This is a genomic window from Pseudoalteromonas sp. DSM 26666, assembly GCF_900116475.1.
Classification (GTDB): Bacteria; Pseudomonadota; Gammaproteobacteria; order Enterobacterales; family Alteromonadaceae; genus Pseudoalteromonas; species Pseudoalteromonas tetraodonis.
The window spans coordinates 349,576-370,479 of the sequence record NZ_FPAR01000002.1 but is presented as its reverse complement, the minus strand read 5'-3'; the positions used below and the strand labels follow the sequence as shown (position 1 = coordinate 370,479).

16 protein-coding genes are annotated in these 20,904 nt (G+C 38.4%); 15 read left to right on the top strand and 1 reads right to left on the bottom strand.

The features are described 5' to 3' along the window. Positions 1 to 132 precede the first annotated feature (132 nt). Entirely contained in the window at positions 133 to 2,106 is a 1,974-nt protein-coding gene (locus tag BM380_RS05580) for a serine/threonine-protein kinase (RefSeq protein WP_013462957.1), read from the bottom strand. A 393-nt stretch (positions 2,107 to 2,499) separates the two neighbouring features. On the opposite strand from BM380_RS05580, the gene tagH reads away from it, so the two are divergent. From tagH to tssG, 15 genes are all read left to right on the top strand, one after another. After that, positions 2,500 to 3,771, top strand: coding sequence for a type VI secretion system-associated FHA domain protein TagH (gene tagH, locus BM380_RS05575; RefSeq protein ID WP_013462958.1), 1,272 nt, complete (start codon positions 2,500 to 2,502; stop codon positions 3,769 to 3,771). A 15-nt stretch (positions 3,772 to 3,786) separates the two neighbouring features. Next, positions 3,787 to 4,251, top strand: a complete 465-nt coding sequence (tssJ, locus tag BM380_RS05570; RefSeq protein ID WP_013462959.1) for a type VI secretion system lipoprotein TssJ — start codon at positions 3,787 to 3,789, stop codon at positions 4,249 to 4,251. A gap of 15 nt (positions 4,252 to 4,266) precedes the next feature. Next, positions 4,267 to 5,595, top strand: coding sequence for a type VI secretion system baseplate subunit TssK (gene tssK, locus BM380_RS05565; RefSeq protein ID WP_013462960.1), 1,329 nt, complete (start codon positions 4,267 to 4,269; stop codon positions 5,593 to 5,595). Positions 5,596 to 5,617: 22 nt separating this feature from the next. Continuing rightward, on the top strand, positions 5,618 to 6,898 hold the full coding sequence (gene tssL, locus BM380_RS05560) for a type VI secretion system protein TssL, long form (protein ID WP_090493418.1): 1,281 nt from the start codon (positions 5,618 to 5,620) through the stop codon (positions 6,896 to 6,898). A 10-nt stretch (positions 6,899 to 6,908) separates the two neighbouring features. Continuing rightward, the gene (tssM, locus tag BM380_RS05555; RefSeq protein WP_090493416.1) at positions 6,909 to 10,418 is read left to right on the top strand and encodes a type VI secretion system membrane subunit TssM; all 3,510 of its coding nucleotides are present in this window, start codon (positions 6,909 to 6,911) and stop codon (positions 10,416 to 10,418) included. Further along, positions 10,400 to 11,128, top strand: a complete 729-nt coding sequence (gene tagF, locus BM380_RS05550) for a type VI secretion system-associated protein TagF (protein ID WP_090493412.1) — start codon at positions 10,400 to 10,402, stop codon at positions 11,126 to 11,128. Before tssM ends, tagF begins: the two co-directional genes overlap by 19 nt. Beyond that, positions 11,121 to 11,918, top strand: coding sequence for a PP2C family protein-serine/threonine phosphatase (locus BM380_RS05545; protein ID WP_033102984.1), 798 nt, complete (start codon positions 11,121 to 11,123; stop codon positions 11,916 to 11,918). The genes tagF and BM380_RS05545 overlap by 8 nt, the downstream gene beginning before the upstream one ends. A gap of 203 nt (positions 11,919 to 12,121) precedes the next feature. Then, on the top strand, positions 12,122 to 13,237 hold the full coding sequence (tssA, locus tag BM380_RS05540) for a type VI secretion system protein TssA (protein WP_024602746.1): 1,116 nt from the start codon (positions 12,122 to 12,124) through the stop codon (positions 13,235 to 13,237). A 15-nt stretch (positions 13,238 to 13,252) separates the two neighbouring features. After that, the gene (gene tssB / locus BM380_RS05535; protein WP_010389380.1) at positions 13,253 to 13,756 is read left to right on the top strand and encodes a type VI secretion system contractile sheath small subunit; all 504 of its coding nucleotides are present in this window, start codon (positions 13,253 to 13,255) and stop codon (positions 13,754 to 13,756) included. Then, a complete protein-coding gene (gene tssC / locus BM380_RS05530; protein ID WP_013462966.1) occupies positions 13,753 to 15,243 on the top strand; it encodes a type VI secretion system contractile sheath large subunit in 1,491 nt (496 codons plus the stop codon). The genes tssB and tssC (BM380_RS05530) overlap by 4 nt, the downstream gene beginning before the upstream one ends. Before the next feature lie 37 nt (positions 15,244 to 15,280). Further along, complete coding sequence (tssC, locus tag BM380_RS05525; RefSeq protein ID WP_028834236.1) at positions 15,281 to 16,807, top strand: type VI secretion system contractile sheath large subunit; 1,527 nt, start codon at positions 15,281 to 15,283, stop codon at positions 16,805 to 16,807. A gap of 2 nt (positions 16,808 to 16,809) precedes the next feature. After that, entirely contained in the window at positions 16,810 to 17,589 is a 780-nt protein-coding gene (locus tag BM380_RS05520; protein WP_028834235.1) for a type VI secretion system accessory protein TagJ, read from the top strand. A 15-nt stretch (positions 17,590 to 17,604) separates the two neighbouring features. Then, the gene (gene tssE / locus BM380_RS05515; RefSeq protein WP_013462969.1) at positions 17,605 to 18,090 is read left to right on the top strand and encodes a type VI secretion system baseplate subunit TssE; all 486 of its coding nucleotides are present in this window, start codon (positions 17,605 to 17,607) and stop codon (positions 18,088 to 18,090) included. Continuing rightward, positions 18,087 to 19,913: a type VI secretion system baseplate subunit TssF gene (tssF, locus tag BM380_RS05510; RefSeq protein ID WP_013462970.1), complete on the top strand. Its 1,827-nt coding sequence runs from the start codon at positions 18,087 to 18,089 to the stop codon at positions 19,911 to 19,913. The genes tssE and tssF overlap by 4 nt, the downstream gene beginning before the upstream one ends. Then, complete coding sequence (gene tssG, locus BM380_RS05505; RefSeq protein WP_090493410.1) at positions 19,910 to 20,899, top strand: type VI secretion system baseplate subunit TssG; 990 nt, start codon at positions 19,910 to 19,912, stop codon at positions 20,897 to 20,899. Before tssF ends, tssG begins: the two co-directional genes overlap by 4 nt. Positions 20,900 to 20,904: the final 5 nt, after the last annotated feature.

Sequence of the window (20,904 nt, the reverse complement as noted above, 5' to 3'; positions counted from 1 at the left end):
GGCGGAGTGTATGATGATGAAAATGCACTCGTCGTCCTTGACTTTATTATGTATATTTTGGGTTAGTCTAATAGCTAACTAATCTATATTCAATTATATCTGTGTTATTTTTGAGCAATAAATAAGAGTTGTTTAAAGCATATTGTCTAACGATTGCGTGATGGCCTCACTTTTTTCAACCAAACGTTCAGCTGCTTTATACATTCTTTTTTTCATTAAATCGTTCGCTGTACTAATGTAACGTCTCGATAATTCTTTTCTAAGTGATACTAAAAGAGAAAAATCGTTGGGTAGTGCTGTCGATTCGGATTTAATAAACTCTTCAAATTCCATTAAAGCTTTATGATCTTCAATAGTTTCTAATTGTGCAGAAAAGCGTTGAAACTTTGGACCATAAAAAATGACCGCATCGGCACGAGGAAACTCGGCTTGTTCGCCTAAATTAATCTTTTGTTGGTATGCGGTTAGTGCATTAATTGCAGACTCACGCTTCATTAAATTAGCAAGAAGCTCTTCTGCTTTTTTGTTATTTGAAAATACAATTTTACCCACATTTAAAAGTACTTTTTGTGAGATGACATCATCGCTTTCTATGGCTGTGTTTAACGCAACAGTAAAGTTATCAAGATGCAGATCTGTTGGTTGATAACGGTAAGTTTTATCTACTTCTTTTAGATCTTTAACGAGATGAGCAATACTATTGGGCTGGTCTTCGTTGTAGCGTGATTGTTCGAGTAATAAATCTATTCTCGCGGTAATATCAAAAATAATTGATTGGCGCTCCCTCAATACACTTTCTAATTGCATCGAAAGTTTTTCTGAATCGGGATAGTAGTTCAGTGCATTAGAATAGACCGCTATTATTTTATCAAAATCTTTAAATTTACGGCCCGCAATATTATTAAACTGGCTTGCTTCATCATTAAAGCTATCTAATATACTTTGCTGATTTGATCTGAGTAATCCTTGTTTAAGCACCTCATACTGTGGCGGAATTTGTTCTAGCTTGTTTAAAATAGTAGGGCCTTGCCAAGACATCCATGCTTCCACTTGTTGGTTGATTGCCTTGGCGTTATCAAGTTGTGCCTGTAATTGCTTGGTATTATCTGAGCTTGAAAAATAATTTTGAGTGATTAAGGCAATAATTGCCACACTAGCCACACTGGCAAAAATAGCGGGTTTTAAGTTCACTTTTAGCGTTTTTGAAATTTGTTCTAGTGAATCGAGTCTTTGGCTGGCGCTTAAAGATAATGCTTTATGTAAATTTTTCCATAAAAGGAGAGGGCAATTACTTGGTTTTTTTACAGTAGTATTTTTAGGAACTTTATCTGCAGCAATGCGGTTAAATGGGTGCTTACTGCTTAGAAGCTCATAAGCAATACAGGCAAATGAAAATACATCATCTTTAATGGATGCTTCGCCGCCTTTTAGCTGCTCAGGGCTAGCATACGTTGGAGTATAACCACCAATGGTTGCAAACTCACTTTCGTTTTTAACAGCATATTGGTCGTCCAAACTTTTGTGTTTAGCAATACCAAAATCAAGCACTTTGAGGTTACCATTAGAGTCAAAAATAATATTCGAAGGCTTAAGATCATTATGTATTACGCCACGTGAGTGGGCATATATAAGGGCGTCAGTTAATTGTTCTAAAATAATTTTCGCTTTTTTAAACGCTAAACCTGAGGGTTTATTTCGCTTAATAATTTGTTCTAGAGTTTCTCCCTCAATGAGCTCCATAGTGACATAATATAAATCGCCATCAGAGTCTGCTGAGTAAACTTTTACAATACTAGGGTGAGCAAGTTGTTGTGTTTTTGCTGTTTCATCTTTCAATAATGAAATAGCTTCTTCAGAGTTGGAAAACTCTTCTTGGAGCACTTTTATAGCGACCGATGCTTCAGAGCGACCGCTGTTTTCTAAAAAGGTATCTCGCGCACGATATATGTAACACATTCCACCTTGCCCGATGAGCTCTTCAATTAGGTAGCGATCGGATATCTTTTTGCCGAGGAGGTTTTGTTTATGGATGCTTGATGTTTTTTTTGTGCTGGAGTCTAGAGAAGCAATCTGAGTTTTATCGTTGTTATCATTAATATTGCTCATTAAAAAATCCTTTTATTGTGTTTAGTTAAATAATTACAAAGGTAAATAATCTCTACTTACCTATCAATTTTCCCTCTGATATAAGCATGTATTTTACAAAAATATACAATTATAGCAATGCCTGAATAGCATATTGTTGCCGGTGAACTCGCTTTATAGTGAATTGAAAAAGTCGGTTTAAAGCCAGAAGATGTCTCTAAAGCGTTTATTTTTGGCCTAGTTAAAAAGCATTAAAAAGAAAAGTAACAAACGCCGTCGATGAGTATATAGGCCGTATTGTTTTAGAGACAAAATCTACAATGCGACATTTCTCTGTGTTAATTTCAATGTTGACAATAGTTTCGCTTCTACTTTATCCTGTTCACAATAATGCTATAGGGACTGACTTATCAAATGGAACTGATACTAAACATCACTAGTTATCACAGACTTTCGCCTGAAATCGAAGCTACCAAAACGGTAAAAGATTCACTCACTTTTGGCCGTTCTGAGGGATGTGATTGGCATCTTCCCGATCCTGAAAAAATTATCTCAAGTAAGCACGGTAGAATTGAAAAAGAAGGCGATTCTTTTTATATATACGATAATTCAACCAATGGTTTGTTTATTAATTTTGCAGTGGCGCCTTTAGGTCAAGGTAATAAACAACGTTTGTCAGATAGTGATGTCTTAACTATTGGTGATTTTCAGGTTGATGTTAGTTTAGCTGATGAGCCACACGCAGATATTAGTAATCCTATTACTTCAAACAGTTCTCAACAAGTAAGTACATTTGCTTCACATAGTAGTCAAACTGCAGAGTCTGCGCCGTTATTCAATGATTCAATTATGAATGAGTCTATGCCTGCGGTATCTGTAATTTCACAACAAGCAACAGCGGATAATCATATTCCAGAAGATTGGGATGAACTAACTCGCCTTATGAATACCGATGAGTTTGATCTTGGTAATGACGAAGTGAATTCTTCAGCGCCAGTTGACACTCCAGCTCCAATAAAAGAAAGCGCACCGACTAAACGTTATAATGCTGAGCAGCAAGCTGTAAAACAAACAGCGCCTGTAAAAAGCTTTGCTCAAAATGATAAAGTATTTTGTGATGCCTTTTTAAACGGATTGGGGATTAAGGATGAGCTTAAAAGTGCTCTAGATAATGAAAAACTGTGGTTTGAGATGGGGCAGGGCTTAAGTTTATTACTGACAGAGCTTATGGAATCTTTACGCCAACGCGCGATTGTAAAGAACAAATTAAGACTGAACCATACAATGTTTCAGACCGAACAGAACAACCCATTGAAGTTTTCTGCCAATATTGATGATGTTATTCAGAACTTGTTCATAAAAAATAGTGCAAGCTTTCTATCTTCGAATGAATCTATTAAAGAAAGCTTTGTAGATACACGCAAGCACGAGCAAGCACTGCTCGCTGGTGCAGATGGCGTGCTCAAAGGGATGTTATCGCAAGTTTCTCCCGTGCAAATTAATCAACAGGCAAACGATAATTCTAACGTGTTAAAAATTATTCCAGGCCAAATAGAGTCTAAATGCTGGAAGTTATATCAAAGTTTATATGATGATATTTCTCAGGAAGTTAACGCGAAAGGCGCTATGGCTATGTCTGATGATTTTTTAAAAGCATATAACGATCGAATCAAAGAAACGCTCTAGAAAGGAAAGTAAATAATGCATAAAGTTAAGCTCTATTTAATGAGTTTTAGTTTACTATTTTTGGTACTGGGATGTACTACGATGAATAAAATCGTACCTCCTTCTACAGATCTGATCATCAATGTATCTAAAAATGTTAATCCTGATACATCCGAACGCCCTTCTCCGGTGGTGATGAAAATTTTTGAGTTGAGCTCAAGAACAATTTTTGACACGCAGGATTTTTTTAGCTTATACGATACGCCAGAAAAGATATTAGGCCCTGATTTATTAAAAAAGGATGAGTTAGAGCTTCAACCTGATTCAGTACAGCAATATAAAATGAGCCTTAATCGTAATACTCGTTATGTTGGGGTTGTTGTTGCTTACAGAAATATAGACCAAGCAAGGTGGAGAGCGGTTATTGAAGTTGACCCCACCGGTTATGACGACATCAATGTAAATGTAGAAGCGATTGCTACATACATGAGAGAGCAATAAAAAAGGATTTTTAAAATGGGTGATAACACTCGTGTTGCTTGGACTGAGGGGATGTTTTTAAGACCTCAGCACTTTCAGCAATCAGATAAATATATTTCAAATGTGATTAAGCAAGTATGCAGTGGAAACCTTGCTGATCCATGGGGAATAATTGATATTAGTATTGATAATGAATTACTTAACAGTGGTCAATTCGCTGTTGATTCATTAACTGCAATCACCCCAGATCTATTGCCAATTGATATGCCTCAGTCAACCTCTTTACCTGAGCCTTTAGTGGTTAATAAAGATGTGTTTGATGAAATTGTTTATTTGGCTATTCCTGCGCTAAAAAATAGTGGCGTTAATATATCGTCAACTGACGATAATATGGTTACTCGCTATAAGCTTAACGATTTGGCAGTGAGTGATGACTTATTGGGAGCGCAGTCTCAAGAAATAATTCAAGTTGCAAAAGTATACAGTAAGTTGATGCTGTCTTCTGATGATCATTCAGGGTATATCGTGTTGCCTTTAGCACGAATAGTGGATGTGAGCAGCGAAGGGCAAATAAAGTTAGATGCAAAGTACATTCCTCCCTCTTTAAAAGTAGGGCAGTGTAAACCTTTATCGGGGCTAGTGAGAGAAATTGGCTCAATGATAAAGCAACGCGCTGAAAGCATTGCTGCTAGGTTGTGCCAAGGTTATGCGGGTAGTACGTCAGTTGCAGATTTTATAATGCTGCAAACACTAAATAAATATGACGCGATATTTAATAATTTGCTCAGCGTTAATAGTTTACATCCGAACGTGTTTTATAGCCGCTTAATTGAACTGGCAGGTGAGTTATCAACCTTTAGCACGGCTAATAAAAGAGTGCCTAAATTACCTAATTATGATCACACAAATTTAGGGCAAGTGTTTAGTGAAGTGGTTAACTTTTTATACCAATCATTAAGTCATGTAATTGAGCAAACCGCGACTGAAATTAAGCTTGAACAAAGTAAGTTTGGTATTTCGTTTGGTGCCTTAAAAGATAAATCTATTTTAAATTCAGCGCAGTTTGTTTTAGCAATTAAAGCAAGCGTTCCGCATGAAGAGTTGAGAAAAATTCTACCTTCGCAAATTAAAATTGGCAGCGTTGAAACCATTCGTGATCTTGTTAACAACCAGATCCCAGGTATTACAATTAGTAACTTGCCAACAGCGCCAAGACAGATCCCTTACCATGCTGGTTTTCATTATTTTGAATTAAATCGCCATGGTGAACATTGGGAAAAACTGCGCTCCAGCGGAGGAATTGCTATCCACCTCTCAGGAAGTTACCCAGAACTCCAATTAAGCCTTTGGGCTATTAGAACTTAACTTTTTAAAAGGAAGAGTTTCAATGGACGAAACCATTATAAAACCACGCCCTGGCCGACTAGGGCGAAATACCCCAAGCAGTGGTGCAGCGCAAAATGATGCTGATAAAACCGTTATGTCGGTTGAGCCACCCTCTGCAAAGCCGATGAGCAATAATAAGGTATCAATTTTTAAAAATCCCTTGTTAGAAGCGGCAACAGATTGCTTTTCTCTTGTGATATCCATAAATCAATCGCTTGAAATGAGCAATCTAGCAGCGCTCAAACACCGCTGTGTTGAGGCTATAAAGCGTTTTGAAGTGGAAGTCCGTAACCAGCACCTATCAAAAGAAGTGATTAATAATTCACGCTATTGCCTATGCGCTATTCTTGATGAGTCTGTATTGAATTCAAAGTGGAGCTCAATGGAGTGGGCTGATGAAAGTCTGCTGTCGACTTTTCACAAAGAAACCTTTGGTGGTGAGTATTTTTATACTCTACTTGATGCCGGGTTAGGGCAACCTGAAAAAAACAAACAGTTTTTGGAGTTGCAATACCATTGTTTAAACTTAGGCTTTAAAGGGAAATATCGATTAGATGCCGGCGGCGATACAAAAGTCGAAGAGTATCGTTCACAGCTTTATCATTTACTCAATCAGCTTGATGGCCCAATTAATAATAAACTATCTCCAAATTGGCAACAAAGAGTTGCTGCAGGTGTTGAACTAAGAAATCATGTGCCACTGTGGGTCATATTTTCTGTGCTGGGGCTAATATTATTGATGATTTATCTATCAATAAATATGAAGCTAAATAACGATGTTTTTGCGATTAATGAAAAACTAGCGGGCATTCATCCGTTAGCTGTCAATCAAACGGTTGATAAAAAAGATCAGCAGCTGCGTGTACTTGAACAGTTACTGCAAACAGAAATTAAAATGGGGATTGTTGCTGTTGCAAAAAATTCCGATGGGATCCGCATAACGATAAACAGTGAAAATTTGTTTAAACAAGGGGATTCTCAACTACTTCCATCATTTCAGCCTATTTTAGAAAAGTTAGCGTTAAGCTTAGAGGGAACTAAAGGGCGAGTGCTTATAACGGGCCACACAGATGACTTACCAATTAGTACAGATAAGTATCCTTCTAATTGGCATCTTTCTTTAGCCAGAGCAACACAGGTTGCTAATTTAATGGCTAAAAGTACCAACTTAAGCGGTCGTTTATGGCCAGAAGGAAAGGGCGCTGCAGAGCCTATCGCCAGCAATTCAGATTCAGCTTCTCGGTCATTAAACCGACGAATTGAAATCGATCTATTATTTTAATGAGGCTGCAATGAGTTTCTCACAAAAATTTAAAAAAATAACCTACGCACTAACATCACGAACCGCTATATTAATTATCGGCTTTTTAGCCTTATCATTATTAATTTGGTTTGGTGGCCCTTTAATCGCAGTGGCAGACTATGTACCGCTTGCAGGTGTAGCATCACGATTATTAACTATTTTATTGGTATTATTAGTTTTTTCAGTGACCAAAATTTATCGTCTTATGCAGCAAAATAAGCGCGATGAAAAAATGGCAGATGAGTTAATTGATAACAATGATGCCAATAGTAGTGAAGTAAACGAAGAAATTACTACTCTTAAAACGAGAATGAATGAAGCTATAGATTTACTAAAAGATGTAAAGCTATTTAAAGGTAAAAATATATACCAGTTACCTTGGTATATTATGATTGGCCCTCCGGGTGCAGGTAAAACAACGGTTATTCATAACTCAGGCCTCGATTATCCATTAAAAGATAAGCTAGGCGTTGACTTAGTTCATGGTGTAGGCGGTACCCGTAATTGTGACTGGTGGTTTACCAATAAAGCGGTATTAATTGATACCGCAGGGCGTTACACAACACAAAGTAGCCACGCAAAACATGACTCAAGAGCATGGGAAGGTTTTTTAGGGTTATTAAGAAAGCATCGCCCGTTACGTCCTATTAATGGCGTGATGATCAGCATGGGTATTTCTGAGCTAATGAGCCAGACCAAAACTGAGCGAAACCTACATGCTCGTGCTATAAAACAGCGTCTTCAAGAATTACAAAACCAACTAGGGATGACATTTCCTGTTTATGTTATTTTTTCTAAAGTTGATTTAATTGAAGGCTTTAGAGAGTTTTTTGCTGAGCTAACTGAAGAAGAATGTGAGCAGGTTTGGGGAATTACCTTTGAACTTGATTTAGATAAAGATACTCAGGTAGATGCGTTCAATAAAGAGTTCCATGCTTTAATTTCTAAGCTTACAGAGATGTTAAATCGTCGGCTTATCAATGAGCGAAACGAAGCTATTCGTGCCAAGATTTTTGAATTCCCTCGACAGTTACGGGTATTGCAGGGCGTAGGTGATGACTTTTTAAAAGAAATTTTCACCCCCAATGCCTATGAAGAATTACCCATGTTCAGAGGGGTGTACTTAACCAGTGCGACGCAAGAAGGGACACCGTCAAGCTTTTTAAATGATGTGAGCGCAGGGAAAACAGATTACATAAATCAATCTAAAAGTTTCTTTATTAAGAATGTTTTAGAAAGTGTTATTTTTCCTGAGCAAAACTTAGCAAGCACTAACAAACATCATGATAAGCAAAATAAATGGCTTCGCGTTGCAAGTATTTCAGCTGCGTGTGTTGCTTTATTAGGTTTTTCAGTTTCGTGGTACTTTAGTTTTGCATGGAATAGCAACTTAATAGACGCCACCGATGAGGCAATTACTACTTACCAAGAGCTCGATGCCTCTTCGTTTGATAGAAATAATTTATTGGTGTTGAACGACAGACTAAATGCACTGAGAAATCTACCTGCTACTAACTCTGAGCTCATTAACCCTGAGGATGCTTCATCAGTTGGTTTTAATAAGTTAACCGAAATTAAAGAATCTTCTACTAATGCTTACAAGCGTTCTTTACAAACGTATTTAGAGCCATTTGTTGCTAATACTTTAATTAAGGAAATGGAAGCGCATCCAGAACACTTAAGCTATTTATATGAAACGCTAAAGTGTTACTTAATGTTGTTTAAACCTGAATACTTTGAAAGTGAAGATATTGTGGTGTGGTTCAGTGCTTATTTAGACAGAAACTTACCCGGTGATTTGAATATGCAAACGCGTGGTGAGTTAATGAATCATATTTCAGCTTTACTCAATGAGGGAATCACGCAAACCGAAATAGATAACCAAGCTGTGCGAGTTGCACGTGCAGAGTTAACTAAACTACCGATTGCGGAAAGAGCATACCAGCGTCTTCAAGCTGATTTTCTCGATAGTAGTATTCCGCCTTTCAGACTAACCGATATTATTAGCTTTGAAAGTGCACAAAAGTTTACTTTTCGTAATAACGGCGACTTAACGCGAAGCATTCCAGGGTTATACACTTTTAATGGTTTTCATGGCATTTTTAATATTGAAAAAGGAAAAATGCTTGGCAACTTAATGGCTAGTAGCTGGGTTTACGGGCAAGAAGCCTCAGGAACTTACGATATTTCTAAAGCGGAGATAGAGAAGAAACTAGAGCAGCGCTATTTCCAAGATTACATTTATTATTGGCAGTCATTTTTAGATGACTTGAGTCTTAATCAATACAGCTCACCCGCTGAAGGCGTCAATATTACTGATGTGCTAGCAGGCTCTGAAGCACCGATTAAAAATATCATTAATGCGGTGAAAAAGAATGTTCAGCTTACTAAACTCCCAGTATCTGAAAATCAAAAAGTAGCCGGTGATGTGGCAGCCAATGCTGCTAAAGTCGCTATGCAAACTAAAGCAAATCGAATTAAGCGCTTTTTACCTGATGAAGCTCCAAAATTTGAAATTGATCTACCAGGTTACCAAGTAGAAGAAGCCTTTGAAGATATTATCGATATTGATGTTCAGCAACTTGATAATATTCAGAAAAATTTAAGAGAGTTAAATATTTATTTAACCAAGCTTGATAGAGGCGATCAGCTTAAGTATTCCATTAAAGATCAAATAAGCGGTAAGAGTAAACCTAGCTTTATTCGCCAATTAGAGTATCAAAGCAGCGACTTACCTTATCCATTTAATAGTTGGTTACTGGATATTAGTAGAGATACTAGCAACATAACCAAAAATAGTGCTAACAGGCATCTAAATGAAATTTGGAAAAGTAAAGTTTTACGCGAGTATAACGCGGCGATTGTGGGCCGTTACCCATTTGCTCCGCAGGCTGAAAAAGAAGTCAGCATTAAAGACTTTACCCGCTTCTTTGGTCCTAATGGCACCATAGACAACTTTTTCAATAGCTACGTAGCTCCGAGTGTAGACATGAGCTCAACCCCTTGGAAGTTTGAAAAAGATATTGGTATTAGCAACAACACGTTAAAAATGTTCGAGCATGCTTACAAAATTCAAACCGCATTTTTTGACCGTGGTAGTAATACTCCAAGAATTGAGTTTGGCTTGCGTACCTTTAAATTAGATAAAACGGTCTCAAGCTTCATGATTGAAATTGATGGCCAATCTATGATTTATCGTCATGGTCCGCTTAAGGTGACCAATTTTGTTTGGCCTGGTGCAAGTGGTCAAAGCAAAACTCGAGTGGTGTTTACTCCACCAAATGGTGGGCGTTCAATTAACACCACCTACCAAGGTGAGTGGTCACTATACAGAATGTTAGATGAACTGAGTGAAAAGCGAAGTAAAACGCGAGAAGACTTAGAGCTGCATTTCTCACTAATGGGTAACAATGCAAAAGTAGAATTATTGCCGAGTTCAATCAGGCATCCTTTTTGGAATAGCAGTGTAGAGAAGTTCTCATGTCCGACCCGATTGTAGATATTGGTTACCTTGGCAAAGTCCCTTGTTTAGGCGACTTTGTTCAAGATAATGTTACTAAAGAGTTTTCAGAGCATTGGGAGCAATGGCTTCAGGCTGCCATTGCTGTAAGTAAAGAACAGCTTGGTGATGTTTGGCAAGAAAACTATTTAACAGGTCCCGTTTGGCATTTTGCCTTAAGCCCAAATATTGTGGGTGATACTGGCATTATGGGCACGTTATTGCCAAGTATGGATGCTGTGGGGAGGCATTATCCTCTCACGGTAACGCGAACAACACATATTGCGCCTGTCGATGTGCTTCATTCTGGTGTTTTTTCGTTGGAGTACGAAGATGCAGTACTCAAAGTACTTGATGGCTCCGTTGATTTATTTTCTTGGCGTAAAGAGTTAGCTAATACTTTGAGCGAAATTACTTCAACTAAAAAGCAAGTTAGTTTTGCAAACTCGCTAGATAAGAATAAACAGGCTACAGCATTGGAGTTTTCTGGTACCGAATTAAGTGATCACATTTTACAAGATGCCATGCATGCCATTTTATATAAAAAGTATGGTGATTACAGTGTTTGGTGGACTCATGGCTCATGCAATATTAAGCCTATGGTGTTGATCACTTCGGCTCTACCGCCTGTAAATCAAGTGGCCGCTATGCTAGATGGACGATGGAAACATTGGGAATGGAATTTTACACAGGTAAAAAATAGTGATTAATAATTTAAGCTCAAGTTATGCCATTACCCACCGAGGTGCTGTTAGGCAACTTAACGAAGACGCGCATGTAGAAATTAACAGCCATAATTTATGGGTAGTAGCTGATGGTATGGGAGGACATGAAGCGGGTGAAGTTGCCAGCCAATTAGTTGTTGATGTTATAAGAACCCATGTTGAAAAGTTTAAACTAGAAGATTTAAACGTCAGTGACATTGTTAAAGCCATTGAAGATGCAAATAAACAATTAACTGAATATAGCGCGCAATACTTAAGCAACAAAACAGCGGGCAGCACGGTGACAGCTTTGTTTGTTAAAAATGAGCGCTATTACATTTTATGGGTTGGCGATAGCAGAGCTTATTTGTTACGCAATAGTAAGTTGACTCAAGTTTCTAGAGATCATAGCCAAGTTAACGACTTAATAGATGAAGGAATGATTTCTGTTGAAGAAGCTAAAAATCATCCACTATCTAATGTAATTACCCGTGCCGTAGGGGTAATGGATGAAGTAAAAGTTGATGTTGTTGAAGGGGATATAAACACAGGCGATATATTTTTACTGTGCTCAGATGGTCTTACTGGCGAGTTATCAGATGAAGAAATATGTTTGTCATTAGAGCCCTCTAGTATTATTGATTCAGGAATGGCGTTAATGCATTCTTCGTTAGTCAGAGGAGCCAAAGATAACGTGACCTGTATTTTAGTAAAATATGATGATGTGGATGCCAATCAATCGATACAATCTTGCAATTTGCAAGATGAGGCAACGATTCCATTGTTCACTAAGTAGCTGATTAAGCCTGTTTTAGTATAATCAAGAAAAAAAGTTGTAAATAAATCAGGAACAAAAAAACTGTTATTTCAATTATTTATAAAATAACATTAGCCAGCTTATCGGCATAATAGCGTCAAGGCTTGTAATTTAATTTAAAGAATGTAATATAATTTCCGCTTTGCTTCTTAGAGCACATGGATAATATTTAGGACAATGGAATGTTTTTATTTGAAGAGTATATTTCCCCTATTTCAGATGCTGAGTTTGCAGGTATTGATCCGCGCTCAGACGTCTCTCCAACGTCTACTTACTATGCCTTAAAAGATTTAAGAAACCAACTTCGTGCGGCTGAAAGAAATGCCTTAGTCGATGAAGAGGGAATTGCTTCACTTTCGCGAGATTGGCTGCCATTACTTGAACAATGCAGTGAGGCAGTTAAAAGCGAAAGCAAGGATATTGAATACCTTGCATGGCTAATTGAAGGTTTATGCCGCGTTCACGGGTTTAAAGGAATAGCGTTTGGTTTTCGCGTTGCCAAGTATTTGCTTGAACACCATTTTGAATCCCTTTATCCAACACTTGATGACGGTGATGAAATTTCAGACAAAGTGTCTGCCTTAGTTGGCTTAAATGGTACAGCCGGTGAAGGCACGTTGATCATCCCAATAAAAAGCATTTATATGACAGACAGTGTCAGTATGGATCCTTTTTCTTTTTGGGAGTATCAGCAAGGGTATGATATTTCGCGTTTAAATGATGAAAAGCGCGAAAAGAAAATAGCCCAAGGCGCAGTTGATTTTGAGCAATTAGAAAAAAGTGCCGCTGAGACCAGTACCGAATTTTTTGTGTCTTTAAAAAACGATATTGAAGATGCGATAGAGCAGTTTGCTGCCTTGAGCGAAGTTATGGATGAGGTGACAGGTGAGCCACAACCGACGTCTAACATCAAACAAGCATTAGAAGTGAGCTTAGCGGCGGTAAAACACGTAGCAGCAGATAAGCTTGAAGCAGCGCAAACTGCACTAGATAAAGCTAACGCTGAGCCTGAAGAGGAACTCGTTGAGGATGCGATTCAAGCTGACTCAGAGCAACCTAAAAAGCTTAGCAGTGATGAGATTAATTCAAGAGAAAACGCAATTAAAAAACTTCAAGAAATTGCGACTTTTTTCAGAAAGACTGAACCTCATTCACCGATGTCTTACACGATAGAACAAGTTATTCGATGGAGCGAATTATCGCTACCTGAGTTATTAAATGAGTTAATTACAGATAGTGATGCTAGGACTGGATACTTTAAGTTGTCTGGCATTAAGATCAGCGAAACTGAAACATAGTAAAAGGAGTTCTCAATGAGTATCCATGATAAGTTAAAACGAGTTCGTAAACCTAGAGTACATATCACTTATGATGTGGAAACCGAGGGCGCGGCAGTAAAAAAAGAATTACCCTTTGTAGTGGGTGTAATGGGCGATTTTTCTGGTGATAATACAGAAGCGCTTAAGCCACTAAAAGATAGACGTTTTATTCAAATTGATCGTGATAACTTTAATGATGTTTTAAAGCGTATGAGCCCATCTCTACGTTTAAAAGTAGACAACACATTAACGGATGATGGTTCTCAGTTTGAAGTTAATTTGAACTTCAAATCGATTGACGATTTCGAGCCTGCAGCCGTTGTAAATCAAGTAGAGCCGTTACGCAAATTGATGGAAACGCGTAACAAGCTTCGTGACTTGATGACGAAGATTGACCGCTCAGAAGAACTTGAAAACGTACTAGAAGAAGTATTAAGCAACACAGCAAGCTTAGACTCGATGGCGAAAGAACTTAACTTAGAGGAGACTGATAAATGAGCACTGAACAATTAGCAACAGAATCAGAATCGGTAGCAGAAGTTAGTTCTTCACTTTTAGAGCAAGCAATTGGTGCGACTAAACAAACAGAGTCAAGCCGTGCTGAAGAGTTACTGAAAACGTTAACTGAAGAAGCATTAAAAGGCACAGTTCAATGGAACAAAAACATGACTGTGACGTTTAATGAAGCAATTCAATTAATCGATCAAAAAATCTCAAAGCAGTTAAGTGTCGTAATGCACACGGATGAGTTTCAAAAACTTGAAGGCTCATGGCGCGGATTACACCACTTAGTGATGAATTCTGAAACTAGCTCAACATTAAAAATTCGTGTTTTAAACATGAAAAAGAAAGAGCTGCATAAAGACTTAAGTAAAGCTGTTGAGTTTGATCAAAGCCAAACCTTTAAGAAAATATATGAGTCAGAATTTGGTACCCCAGGTGGTGAACCGTATGGCACGATTGTAGGTGACTTTGAATTTACTAATCACCCAGAAGATGTTGAAACATTAAGCTTAATGTCTAATGTTGCAGCTGCTGGTTTCTGTCCATTTATTGCCGCATCATCACCGTCGTTATTTGGTTTTGATAATTGGGAAGAATTAACTAAGCCACGTGATTTAGAAAAAGTGTTTGAATCACTAGAATACACTAAATGGCGTTCATTTAGAGACAGCGATGATTCACGCTTTGTATCACTTACTATGCCGCGTTTCCTTTCGCGTTTACCTTATGGTGCAGCGTCAAAACCAGTTGAAGAATTTAACTACGAAGAGTTTGAAGTTGAAGCGAAAGATGGCCGTTCAGTCAGCACTGATAATAGTGATTACTGTTGGAGTAATGCCGCATACGCTATGGCAACAAACATGACCGCTGCTTTCTCTCAATATGGTTTCTGTACTGCTATTCGTGGCGCAGAGGGTGGTGGTAAAGTAGAAGGCTTACCAACGCACATATTTACAAGTGATGATGGCGATCCAGATCTTAAATGTCCTACAGAAATTGGCATTACAGACCGTCGTGAGGCTGAGCTAAGCCAGTTAGGTTTCTTGCCTTTATGTCACTATAAAAACACTGATTATGCTGTTTTCTTTGGTGGCCAAAGCTGTCAAAAACCAAAAATCTACTCAACACCTGATGCAACCGCTAATGCTGCCATTTCAGCACGCTTACCTTACTTAATGGCGACTTCTCGTTTTGCTCATTACCTTAAAGTAATGGCGCGCGATAAAATTGGTAGCTTTATGGAAGCAGAAGACGTTGAATCATGGTTAAACCGTTGGATTCTGTCTTATGTAAATGCGACAGAGGGCGGTGGTCAAGATATTAGAGCACGTTACCCTCTTGCTGATGCGAAAGTATCTGTAAAAGAGATCCCAGGACAACCTGGTGCTTATAACGCTGTTGCTTGGCTTAAACCTTGGTTACAAATGGAAGAGCTTACCTCTTCTTTACGCCTTGTAGCTAAAATCCCAGAGATCGGTTAATAATACCGCTCTCTCGCATTAAGGATGATGCAATAGAATGAATCACGAAGAGTTTTCATTTATCAATCAAGACTTCACTTTTCAACAAAAGTCGCAGTCTCGAATAAGTGATAATGACGCTTTACTCGATAGGTTTTTGAACGAAAAAAACCTAGATAAAGCGTTATTATTATGGCTTGAAGGCTCTTCTGATTCTCCACTTTCTTGGAATAAGGAGTCATTGAGTCCTTATTTACAGCGTGTGATCATTGAACTCGATCAACTGATTTCTGCACAACTCAATCATATAATTCATGCGAAAAGCTTTCAAAATTTAGAAGCTAGTTGGCGAAATCTATGGTGGCTATTATTACAAACAGAGCAACAAGACAAAGAAAAAAAAGTAAAAGTTAAATTGCTTAATTGTGACTGGCCAACGCTCTCAAAAGACGTAAATAAAGCGATAGATTTCGATCAAAGTACGTTTTTTCAATTACTCTATCAAAACGAATTTGACAGTGCCGGCGGCGAGCCCTTTGGTATTGTGATTGGTGATTATGAAATTAGTAATGGTTGCTCAGCGGGCACTATTTACAACGACATAGATACTATTAAAGAAGTGTCAAGAACGGCTGCCGCCGCATTTTCTCCTTTTATATGTTCGGCATCGGCTAACTTATTTGGCGCAGATAGTTTTTCCGACTTAGGTTATTACTCTGATTTATTCAATCATTTTGAACAGCCTGAATATATAAAATGGCAAAGCTTTAGAAAAATGGAAGAAGCTAGATTCATGGGTTTTACACTCCCTCATGTGCTAGTTAGGCCGCCCTATGCTAATGATGGCAAGCGGCATCAAGAATTTTATTTCAAAGAACAAATTATTAATCCAGAAACTGATATGCTGTGGGGAAATGCAGCCTATCAATTTGTATCAACAATAATCAGAGCTTACTGCGATAGCGGCTGGTTTGGGCATATACGTGGTATAGAGCCAGGGAAAGTGTCAAAAGGCTTAGTCACAGGGCTAGCTCGCGATAGTTTTGCTAATGATACTTATCAAAAAGAAGCCAAGCCGCCACTGGATTTGTTAGTAACCAGTAAGTTTGAAAAGCAATTTTCTGAACTCGGTTTTATCCCAGCCTCTTCGGTTACAAATACCGAACATATTGTTTTTTACAGTAATGCGTCGGTTCAAAAGACAAAAAATTACGACTCAAGCGCTGCTAATATCAATGCGCGCTTATCGTCTATGTTGCAATACATTTTATGTGTATCGCGCTTTGCGCACTATTTAAAATTATTGGCCCGAGACCGTGTTGGTTCTTATAGCACAGCACAGGCCTGTGAAAGAGATTTACAAGCGTGGATCAATAACTACACAACCGCGTCAGACTCTGCGTCTGAGCACATTAGAAGTAAATACCCACTCAGTAATGCAAAAATAAAAGTAAGTGAAAACAAGGCTAATCCGGGTCATTACTTTTCGGTTTTGCAGTTACAGCCCCATTTTCAGTTAGACCAAATGGTCTCGAGTATTAAGTTAATAACAGAGCTCAGTCCTCATCATAAAATAAAGGAATAGTCATGAAGAAAATACACAGTTTAATTCGCGAGGGAAAACTTGCTGATGCTTTATTATGTTGCGCTACAGAGTTGCAAGATGAGCCTTTAAATTTTGATATTAGAAGTCTTTATTCTGAATTACTTTGCATTAACGGTGAACTTGAAAAAGCAGATAAACAGCTAGATTTTATGGTGCAAAAGAACCCTGAATTTGCTGTAGGTGCGGTTAATCTTAGGCATTTAATTCGCGCACAACAATCGCGTGTAGATTTTTATCAAGGTAAGGGCATTCCTAAACTCTTTCATGAAGCTAATGAGCTAGACACCTTGTTCTTAAAAATGCACGTAGCCTTACTTGAAGGCGAAACATCTGAAGCGGCAACGCTTGCAAAACAAATGGAAGCACTTCGTCTTGAAAGCGTTGATGATGAGCATTCAGCAATTAGAGATTTAGATGATAGCTTAAGCCCATATTTAGAAGTGCTAGGCACGAATGGCGAGTTTTACCTTGCAAACTTTAATGAAATTGAAACATTAAAAGTAGAACCTGTAACGTCTTTATTAGAGAGCATTTGGTTACGCGTTGAGATCACTATCAAAGACGGTCCGTCAGGCACGGCACACCTACCATTGGTTTATGCAAACTCAAATACTGAGCTGGAAAAGTTAGGTCAGGTTTCTGATTGGGATGAGCTACAAGATGAGTTTATTGTAGGTAAAGGAATGAAAATGTTATTTGTCAACGATGAAGCAATCACTATTCCTAGTCTAAAAATCAACGCCGTTGAAACAGCAGAGTAAGTGCAATAAACGATTATGATTGAACATAAGCAGCAACTCCAAGCATCTATTTTAGATAGGCTCATTGACGATGAGCCTGACTTTCAAGATGCGCCTTCTCGTACTGAGGGGATCAGCATTAGTGAGCTGAGAAAAAATGTGCGTAGAGACATAGAAGCGCTGCTAAATGCTCGAATTCAGTGGCATACCTGGCCATCACAATATGCTGAGTTGTCGACTTCGTGTTTATCATATGGTTTGCCTGACTTTTCGAGTATGTCTGTAAGCTCACACGAAGGGCGTGCACTTTTATGCGAAACCGTAAGAAATACAATTTTAAAATTTGAACCGCGGTTTATTGAAGTAGAAGTGTTTACCGATGATGAAGTACCCGTGAACAGAGTATTAAACCTAAGGATTAACGCCTTGTTGTATGCCGATCCAGAACCTGAATTTATCAGCTTTGATTCTGAAGTTGAGCCGGTTAATTTAGGTATGAAGATTATTGAGGCCTCTTTATGAACGATGAGTTATTAAAGTACTACAACCGCGAACTAGCGTTTGTTCGCCACATGGGTAAAGACTTTTCTGAAAAGTACCCTAAAGTTGCTGGGCGATTAAAGTTAAGCGATGACCATATTGAAGACCCTCATGTATCTAGGCTAATCGAATCTTTCGCATTTTTAACTGCTAATATTAGGCAAAAACTCGATGACAGCTTTCCTGAGCTAACTGATGCTCTATTGGGACAGATGCTGCCAGACTACCAAGCGCCTATCCCTTCTATGTCGGTGGTAAAATTAGAAGCTGAAAATCTGTCCACCACGGGTGTGGTCATTCCAAGAGGCAGTGAAGTAGAAACCAATGTTGAGTCGATGAAGCAATGTAAGTTTCAAACCTGTTACGAGACTTATTTATGGCCTGTTGAGATCACAAGTGCCCAATTTGATAATAGTCCGTTTGTTGCCCCTAAGCCTCGTTGGCATGAAAAAGCTAAGTCAATTTTTAAACTTGAGCTAACCGGTGAATATCCGGGTGTATCACTTGCTGAAACCGGGCTGGAAAAATTACGATTATTTATAAATGGCCAATGGCATCATACGCTTAAAGTGTATGAACTATTATTTAAACACGCTATTGGTATTGCTTTTGATAATGGTGAAGAGGGTATAAAGTACCTTTCTAAAAACCAGTTAAAAGCCGTAGGCTTTGATGCAAATGAAGCGGTGGTGCCCTATTCGCAGCGCTCAAGTGCTGGTTATCGGTTACTGGTGGAAAACTTTACCTTTCCGGAAAAGTTTCGCTTTGTTGAGCTTGAAAATATTCGTTCATCACTGCCTAAAAAGTCTAACAAATGCAGTGTGTATATTTATCTTGATTCAGAGTCAACCGAGCTTGAAAAGCAAGTAGACAAAAATATGTTTTTAATGGGATGTACACCCATTATCAATATGTTTGAGCAAGAACTAGAACCGATTCGCCCTGAGCTGAGTGAATACGAATACCAATTAACACCACGCTATATGGACTCTGAAATCTCAGAGGTGATTGGTATCTCAGAAGTTATTGCGTTTGATCACAAAGGGAACAAACAAATAGTGTGTCCTTTTTATGGGCAGACTCATCCACGATACCAAGGCCATGATGATTTATTTTGGCACATCCGCAGAGAAACCGCCTCATGGGCCGGTGGCTATGTTGAGTCAGGTACGGAATCGTTTCTATCATTGGTAGATGCACGATTTGAAAATAGCGCTATGGATTATGCTGAAGGGAACACGGTATTAACAGTACGTGCTAATTGCAGTAATCGAAACCTTCCTGCTAGCATGCCTTTTGGAGATGATGAACTCGGACTTTTAATGCCTGAACGTGGTGATGTAATAAAAAAAATACGTTGTTTAATCCCATTTACTCATGCAGTTAGACCGATATTAGCCGATGCAACTCGTTGGCAATTAGTTAATCATTTAACCCTTGATGCGTTTAGTGGAGATGATGCATGTAACAAGCTTAAAGAAGTGTTACGGCTGTATGACTTTAGAGCTTCACCGCAAACAAAAGGCCTTATCGATAATATTTACCGCGTGATTGTAGAACCCGCAACGGCGCGTGTTGTGCAAAAAGGGCGAGTAAGCTTTGCAACGGGAAGTGAAATTGAAATTACCTTCGCCAATGATGATTTCTCGGGAAGTGGCATGTTTTTCTTTGCTTCTATCCTCGATCATTTCTTTGCACAATTTGCGGCAATAAATAGCTTCACGCGTGTTAGTTTAAGGCTCAAAGAACAAGAGCAAGTGTATTATCAATGGCCTGCTCGAGTTGGGGAAAGCCCGTTAATATGATCCAGCATATTATTTCTCAAGCGTCACAAGTTGATTTTTATAAAGCTGTTTTCATTATTGAAAACCAGCTGAAAAAGCATGGCTTAGAGTATCGCTATGTAGGGTATGACAGTAGCCCAAAGCAAGAGTTAATTAAATTTACCGCAACACAAAAATTTGGTTACCCAGGTAACGCTATCACAAAATTAGAGCAAGCTAGCTTTGAAGATGGGTTGCATAAGGTCAACATGCAGGTCTCTTTTATGGGATTAACGGGTTGCTCGGGCGCTTTACCTCAATTTTACAGCGAGCTGGTGATGCAGCGTCTTCGCTATAAAGATACCACCATGCGTGATTTTTACGATATGTTTAATCATCGTTTGGTGTCTTTATATTATCGAGCGTGGAAAAAATATAAGCCGTCTTTAAATCATGTGAACAAAGATAAAAACAAAGACCCATATACACAAATATTGGGACTTTTAAGTGGCGGCTATAATGATCATCAGCTGCACTTTTCAGGCCTTTATAGCCGAAAAATTCGTAACGCTTTTGATTTAAAAAGTGTATTGAGCTCTTACCTTGGTTGTGATGTTGTCATAAAACAAATGGTAGGAAAGTGGCATGATCTGAAACCACAAGAACAAACTTGTTTAGCAAGTGAGCGCCTATATGAGGGACAACATGCTCGCTTAGGCGTTGATACCGTAATAGGTAAAAAGATATGGGATATTTCTTCTAATATTGAGATTCATATCAGTACTACTGATATTGATAAAGCAAAATCCTTGTTACCGAAAGGCAAGTTATTTGAGTTAGCTACAAAGATTGTAAAAGATTATGCGGGCAATGCGATTTCATTTCGACTTATCATCGAATCAGATTTTCAACAACTTGATGCGGTGCAGTTGTCTAAACGTGAATGCCAACTTGGCGCTAATAGCTTTTTAATGGCGAGTAAAAACACCCCTAAATTTAACCCTATTAAGTTATCGTTTAAAGGATAATTAAA